This window comes from Xanthomonas cannabis pv. cannabis (genome assembly GCF_000802365.1).
Classification (GTDB): domain Bacteria; phylum Pseudomonadota; class Gammaproteobacteria; order Xanthomonadales; family Xanthomonadaceae; genus Xanthomonas; species Xanthomonas cannabis.
On the sequence record NZ_JSZE01000153.1, the window covers coordinates 1 to 6,945 of the forward strand.

Below are 6,945 nucleotides of genomic sequence, written 5' to 3' on the forward strand. Positions count from 1 at the left end.
GCCCATGGTCATGCCGCCGATCACCTGGCTGCGCGCAGACTTGGGATTGAGGATGCGTCCGGCTGCGCATACTGCGAGCATGCGTCGGATGCGCACCTCGGCGGTGGCGACATCCACGCCCACCTCGACAAAATGCGCGCCGAAGGTCGACAGCTGCTGCTGCTTGGCGAGGTCGCCGAATTCGATCTTGTCCTCCACCACCAACGCACCGTTGGCAGCGGCATCACCGAGCGCGATGCGCTTGCCGCCGGCACGCACGTAGCCATCGGCAAACTCGGCCTTGGCCGGGTCCAGGCCCAGTCGCGTGGCGATGGCCTCGCGCAGCTTGACGGCGGCCGCGTAGACGCCGGCGGTGGAACTGTTGGCGCCCCACTGGCCGCCGGAACCGGCCGATGCCGGGAAGCTGGAATCGCCCAAGCGCACGTCCACCCAGTTCAGCGGCACGCCGAGCATTTCGGCGGCGGTCTGCGCAATGATGGTGTAGGAGCCTGTACCGATATCGGTCATGTCGGTTTCCACCACCACGCGGCCGCCCTGCTCCAGCCGCATGCGCGCGCCCGAGGTCATGACCGGCGCGTTGCGAAACGCCGCGGCCACACCCATGCCGACCAACCAGCGCCCGTCACGGGTGGCAGCCGGCTTGGCCTTGCGCCTGGACCAATCGAACCGCTTGGCACCATCCTCCAGGCACTTCACCAGCTGCCGCTGCGAGAACGGGCGCTGCGGATTTTCCGGGTCCACCTGGGTGTCGTTGACGACGCGGAAGGTAACCGGGTCCATCTCCAGCTTCTCGGCCATTTCATCCATGGCAATTTCCAGCGCCATCAGGCCGGGCGCCTCGCCAGGGGCACGCATCGCGTTGCCTTCGGGCAGGTCGAGCACCGCCAGCCGGGTGGTGATCAGGCGATTGGCACCCGCGTACAGCAGCTGCGTCTGCGCCGCGGCGATTTCCGGCTCGCCATCGGGAAGGTCGCCAGACCAGCTGTCGTGGCCGATTGCCGTGATCTTGCCGTTGCGCTCGGCGCCGATACGGATGCGCTGCACCGTGGCCGGGCGATGGGTCGTGTTGTTGGCGATCAACGGCCGCGGCAGCATCACCTTGACCGGCCGGCCGACCTCGCGGGCCGCCAGCGATGCCAGCAATGCGTCGGCGCGCAGGAACAACTTGCCGCCAAACCCGCCGCCGACATAGGGCGACATGATGCGCACGTTTTCCCGCGGGATACCGAGCGTGGTGGCCAGATCGCCGGCGCCCCAGTTGATCATCTGGTTGGAGGTCCACACGCTGAGCTTGTCGCCTTCCCACATCGCGATCGAGGCGTGCGGTTCCATCATCGCGTGCGAGTGATCCGGCGTGGTGTATTCGGCATCCAGTTGCACCGGCGCAGCGGCGAACGCGCCGTTGAAGTCGCCGACGTCGCTGTTCGGCGCACCGCCGGCCTTGGTGACCTTTGCGCTGTCGCGTGCCTTGCCCAGATCGTACACACCGACATGGCGGCCGTAGTCCACCTTGATCAGCTGACCGGCTGCGCGTGCCTGCTCGAAGGTTTCCGCGACCACCACCGCAATCGCCTGGTGGTAGTGCTGAATCTCCGGTCCACCCAGCAGCTTGGCCGTGTTGCGCTTGCCCTTCTGCAGCTTGCCGGCGTTCTGCGCGGTAATGATGCCAAGCACGCCCGGGGCCGCGCGTGCAGCGCTCAGATCGATGCTGCGGATGGTGCCCTTGGCAATTCCGGCGCCCACCACGTGCCCGTAGGCGGCGTGTCCGGGCAGGTCGTGGTGCTCGTACGCGTACGGCGCCTGGCCGGTGGTCTTGAGCGGCCCGTCAATGCGGTCGACGGGCTTGCCGACGAGCTTGAGTTGATCGATGGGGTTGGTACCGGCGGGAGTGTCAAATTTCATATCAGGCCCTCGTGTCGGCCAGGATCGCAGTCAGGGTGCGCTCGACCAGCGGCACCTTGAAGGCGTTGTGTTCGGTGGGCTGTGCGCCGTCCAGCAGCACAGCGGCGATGCCACGTGCGCCCTGCCGCGACTGCGCCTCGGCCGCTTCGCTGCGCCAGGGCTTGTGCGCCACGCCGCCCACGCCAACGCGGACGCTGCCGTCGCGCTGCACGACAGCGGCCACCGAAACCAGCGCGAATGCATACGAGGCGCGGTCACGCACCTTGCGATACACATGCGTTCCACCCAGCGGCTTGGGCAGGGTCACCGCGGTGATCAGTTCGCCGCGCTCCAGGACGGTTTCCAGATGCGGTGTGGTGCCCGGGGCGCGATAGAAATCGGCCAGCGGCAGCGCGCGCGTCTGTCCATCAGGACGGACCGTCTCCACCACCGCATCCAGTACGCGCATGGCAATGGCCATGTCGCTGGGATGGGTGGCGATGCAGGCCTCGCTGGCACCGATCACGGCCAACTGCCGGTTGAAGCCGCCGATGGCCGCGCACCCGCTGCCCGGCAGACGCTTGTTGCACGGTTGATTGGTGTCGTAGAAATACGGGCAGCGCGTGCGCTGCAACAGGTTGCCTGCGGTGGTGGCGCGATTGCGCAGCTGGCCCGACGCGCCTGCCAGCAACGCACGCGACAACACCGCGTAATCGCGGCGCACACGTGCATCGGCGGCCAGGTCGGTATTGCGCACCAGGGCGCCGATGCGCAAGCCGCCATCGGGCGTGGCCTCGATGGTGTCCAGGCTCAAGCCGTTGACATCGATCAGATGCGACGGGGTTTCGATCTGCAACTTCATCAGGTCCAGCAGATTGGTGCCGCCGGCGATGAACTTCGCACCGGGCTGCCGCGCCGCCTTGGCGGCCGCATCCGCAGGCGAGGTGGCGCGCTCGTAACTGAAAGCCTTCATGCGCGGTCTCCTGCAACATCGTTGATCGCATCGACGATGTTGGAATACGCACCGCAGCGGCAGATGTTGCCGCTCATGCGTTCCTGCAGTTCCGGCGTCGTCAGCCGGGTCCTGGCGGTAAGGTCTTCGGTCACATGGCTGGGGATGCCGCGCTTCACTTCGTCGAGCACGGCCACTGCCGAACAGATCTGGCCGGGTGTGCAATAGCCGCATTGGTAGCCGTCGTGCTTGACGATGGCCGCCTGCATCGGATGCAGCTTGTCCGGTGTACCCAGGCCTTCGATGGTGGTGACCTTGGCGCCCTGATGCATCACCGCCAGCGACAGGCAGGAATTCATGCGCTGCCCATCGACGATGACCGTGCAGGCGCCGCACTGGCCGTGATCGCAGCCTTTCTTGGTGCCGGTCAGCTGCAGATGCTCACGCAGTGCGTCCAGCAACGTGGTGCGGTTGTCCAGGGTCAGCGTCACCGGCTTGCCGTTGACTTCGAAGGCAACCTGGCTGGAGGCGTTGGCCGGCTCGACTGCCTGCCGCTGCGACATGGCAGTGGCAGCGGTCGCAGCCATCGATTGGGTTGCGGCAACGCTGGCTGCCGACGCCGTGCCAGCGATCAGTACCTCGCGACGGGTCATCTTGATATCTCTCATGGCTGGCATCTCCAACAATGCTGGCTTGTTCAGTTCTTTATCAATGTGCAGCGCCGCCGGTCACAAGCGCGTGAGTACCGACGCCTGTTACACATACTCCAGGGAACGATCAGTCCAGTGCCGGCCTGTACAACCTGCAGCGATGTTGGCGTCTGCACGCATCCATGGAACGTGCTCATCACGGCGTTGCGCCCGCGCATGCGCGACAGCGTCTTGCATACAACGATGAAGCCGCGCCATTTAGCGTCGACGGCGTTGGAGCCATCGACGCGGGCCGCTGCAGCACTGCAGACAATCTTCGCTGCGCCTCGCGGTCTTGATGCTGTGATGCAATGCGCAGTGTGTGTTTTATCAGCGTGCCGGCTCCGCTGTGAGTGAGCCGGCATCGCCGGGTGGGCCACGGCGTCAGAACTCCAGCACGATCTTGCCCAGATGGCCTCCGGACTTCTGCAAGGCGAATGCTTCGGCGATGTCGTCGAGTGCGTAGGCCCGGTCGATCACCGGGCGCAGCGGCAAGCTGTCGAGCGCCCGCACCAGCGCCTGCTGATGCCGGCGGCTGCCCACGACCAGCCCCTGCAGACGCTGCTGGCGGCCCATCATCTCCGCTGTCGGCACCGGCCCGGCGGCGCCGGTCAATACACCGATCAAGGCAATGTGCCCGCCCACACGCGCCGCGCGGATCGACTGCGCGAGCGTGCCAGGCCCACCGACCTCGACCACATGGTCCACACCACGCCCGTCGGTGATCTCCAACACCTGCTTCGACCATTCGGCATGCCGGCGATAATTGATCAGGTGGTCGGCGCCCAGCGCCCGCACCTTGTCCAGCTTCTCGTCCGACGACGAGGTGGCGATCACGGCCGCGCCCATGGCCTTGGCGAACTGCAGCGCAAAGATCGATACGCCGCCGGTGCCGAGCACCAGCACCGTGTCGCCTGCCTTCAGGCCACCATTGGCTACCAGAGCCCGCCAGGCGGTGACGCCGGCCGTGGTCAGGGTGGCGGCTTCGGCATGACTGTAGCCGGCCGGTGCATGGGTGAACGCATGCGCAGCGGTGACCACCGCCGAGCGCGCGTATCCATCGACCCCGTCGCCCGGGGTGGTGGCGAAGCCTGCATGCAGCGGCTCGCCGTCCAGCCAGGACGGGAAGAAGGTGGACACCACGTGGTCGCCCACTGCGAACTCGCTGACGTCCGGGCCGACCGCTTCGATCACCCCGGCGCCATCGGACATGGGGATGCGTCCGTCCGCCGTCGGCATCTGGCCAAGCACGATGCCCAGATCGTGGAAGTTGAGCGAACTGGCATGCAGACGCACACGGATCTGTCCGCGTGCGGGCTGCCCCGGGTCGGGCACATCGACCGACTGCAATGCATCCAGACCGCCGGGTTGCGAGAGACGAATGGCGCGCATGAGAGCTCCTCGGATAACGAATCGACTCCCGGAATACCACGCGCAACGTGATGCGGATGCAGTCGAGCTGGCTTGCACTGCAACGGCGGTCACGCCGGATGCTGATGCGCACCACCGAGTGACGGCCGCACGTGGCAAGCGGACTGCAGCGCAGCAGTGCGCTGCCAATCACGGATCGGCGCTGTGGTTGCGCGACTGCACACGGTTGCCACTGCGGCCACGCGTAGGCTGGCACACCGGTTGCATCGCCCTGGTGTCCATACAGGTAGCCACAGTGACGTCAACAACCAAGCGGTGGCGCCAACGTGCACAACGCCTCGCGTTGCACTTCGTGCTGACCATTTCGTGGCTACTGCTGCTCGGTTCGGAGTACTGGTCCATCCATGAGGAGCGCGCGAGCGCCCTGCGCAGCGCCGAGGCGCAGTCGTTGAATCTGGCTAATTCGCTGGCTCAGCATGCCAGCGACACCCTGTCCATCGCCGACGCGGTGCTGTCGGGCCTGGTCTCGCGGGTCGAACACGATCAAGGCAAAAACGGCGCGCACTCGGCGATGCACGAGTTTCTGGTCCGTGAGGCCAGGCGCTCGGACCGCCTGCATGGCATCTTCATCTATGCGGCCGACGGCAGCTGGGTCAGCTCATCGCTGGACAGCACGCCCCGCACCCACAACAACGCCGACCGCGCCTATTTCAGATATCACCGCGACCACCGCGATGCATTGTCGCTGGCGGGCCCACCCGTGCGGAGCCGTTCCGATGGCAGCTGGGTGATGACCCTCAGTCGCCGGCTCAACGACAGCGATGGCGAATTTGCCGGTGTGGTGCTGGTGACGCTGCAGCTGAAGTATTTCCAGAATTACTACAGCACCTTCGAAGTCGGCCCGAACGGCACCATCGGCATGACCAACGACGATGGCATCGTGCTGGTACGCCGGCCCGACAAACACGACGTCATCGGCACCTCGATCGCGGGCACCTCGATCTACGTCACCATGCGCGCGCGCAAGCACGGCACTGCGACCTATCGTTCGCCGATCGACGGCGTGGAGCGCATCTCCAGTTTCGCTCCGGCGCGCCCGTATCCGTTGACCGTGCTGACGGGTGTGTCGGTGGACGATGCGCTGGCCAATTGGCGGCAGGCAGCAACCCAGCGGATCGTGATTGCCGCACTCGGCTGCATCGTGCTGCTGGGCGTGGGCATCTGGCTGGACCTGCAACTGCGCCGCATGCATCGCAACGAGGCCAAGCTCAGCTCCGAAGCCTGGGTGGATGCACTGACCGGCATCGCCAACCGGCGCGCGTTCGACTACCGCCTGTCGCAAGCATTGCGCGAAGCAGTGCACCAGCAGTCGCCGTTATCGGTGCTGATGATCGATGTGGACCACTTCAAGCTCTACAACGACACCTATGGCCATGTGAATGGCGATGCCTGCCTGCGCCTGATTGCCGGCGCCATCGCGGCCTGCTCGCGCCGCAGCGAAGACGTGGCGGCCCGCTACGGTGGCGAAGAGTTCGGCATGATCCTGCCGCATACCGATGCCGCCGGCGCGTTGCGCCTGGCCGATGCCGTGCGCAGCGCCGTGGCCGGCCTGGGCCTGATGCATCTGTCCAGCCCGACCAGCGCGCATGTCACCGTCAGCGTGGGCGCCGCGACCTTCGAACCGGGCGAAACACCGCAGACGCCGGACGCCATCGTGCACGACGCCGATTCGGCGCTCTACCGTGCCAAGCAAAGCGGGCGGGATCGCACATCGGCGTAATCAGGCGCCAGTCCGGTCGCCGCCTCGCCGACGACGTCAGCCGCTGCTGGACAGCGAACCGTCCCGCCAGCCGGTGACGCCTGGTTCCCGATGACACTGAATGCAGAAGGCCCGCACATGGCGGGCCTTCCGGATGACGAGGGCGACAACGCGGCTCAGAACGGGATGTCGTCGTCCGCGAAATCGTCCATCGGCGGCGCCGATTGCTGCTGGGCCGGCTGCTGACGACGCGGCGCGTAATCCTGCCCGCCGCCCTGACCGCCGCCGTATCC

5 protein-coding genes and 1 pseudogene are annotated in these 6,945 nt (G+C 66.3%); 1 reads left to right on the forward strand and 5 read right to left on the reverse strand.

Annotated features, from left to right (window positions below; all coding sequences use genetic code 11):
• The 4 genes from OZ10_RS18725 to OZ10_RS18740 form a co-directional block, all read right to left on the reverse strand.
• Positions 1 to 1,902: xanthine dehydrogenase family protein molybdopterin-binding subunit (locus OZ10_RS18725; protein ID WP_039566506.1), on the reverse strand; the 1,902-nt coding region annotated here is incomplete at its 3' end.
• A 1-nt stretch (position 1,903) separates the two neighbouring features.
• The gene (locus tag OZ10_RS18730) at positions 1,904 to 2,854 is read right to left on the reverse strand and encodes an FAD binding domain-containing protein (RefSeq protein ID WP_039414005.1); all 951 of its coding nucleotides are present in this window, start codon (positions 2,852 to 2,854) and stop codon (positions 1,904 to 1,906) included.
• On the reverse strand, positions 2,851 to 3,510 hold the full coding sequence (paoA, locus tag OZ10_RS18735; RefSeq protein WP_267483893.1) for an aldehyde dehydrogenase iron-sulfur subunit PaoA: 660 nt from the start codon (positions 3,508 to 3,510) through the stop codon (positions 2,851 to 2,853). The genes OZ10_RS18730 and paoA overlap by 4 nt, the downstream gene beginning before the upstream one ends.
• 396 nt (positions 3,511 to 3,906) lie before the next feature.
• On the reverse strand, positions 3,907 to 4,914 hold the full coding sequence (locus OZ10_RS18740; RefSeq protein WP_039566508.1) for a zinc-dependent alcohol dehydrogenase family protein: 1,008 nt from the start codon (positions 4,912 to 4,914) through the stop codon (positions 3,907 to 3,909).
• Positions 4,915 to 5,125: 211 nt separating this feature from the next.
• Between OZ10_RS18740 and OZ10_RS18745 the strand changes: the two genes are divergently transcribed.
• Positions 5,126 to 6,673: a GGDEF domain-containing protein gene (locus OZ10_RS18745; RefSeq protein ID WP_202903045.1), complete on the forward strand. Its 1,548-nt coding sequence runs from the start codon at positions 5,126 to 5,128 to the stop codon at positions 6,671 to 6,673.
• Between the two features lie 155 nt (positions 6,674 to 6,828).
• Here the strand turns inward: OZ10_RS18745 and OZ10_RS18750 are convergent.
• Positions 6,829 to 6,945, reverse strand: a pseudogene (locus OZ10_RS18750) (single-stranded DNA-binding protein); the annotation flags it as partial.

Excerpts from the sequence above, each read along its gene's own strand:
- OZ10_RS18730 (WP_039414005.1), bottom strand. The coding sequence starts at position 2,854 with ATGAAGGCTTTCAGTTACGAGCGCGCCACCTCGCCTGCGGATGCGGCC.
- OZ10_RS18740 (WP_039566508.1), bottom strand. The coding sequence starts at position 4,914 with ATGCGCGCCATTCGTCTCTCGCAACCCGGCGGTCTGGATGCATTGCAG.
- paoA (WP_267483893.1), bottom strand. The coding sequence starts at position 3,510 with ATGCCAGCCATGAGAGATATCAAGATGACCCGTCGCGAGGTACTGATC.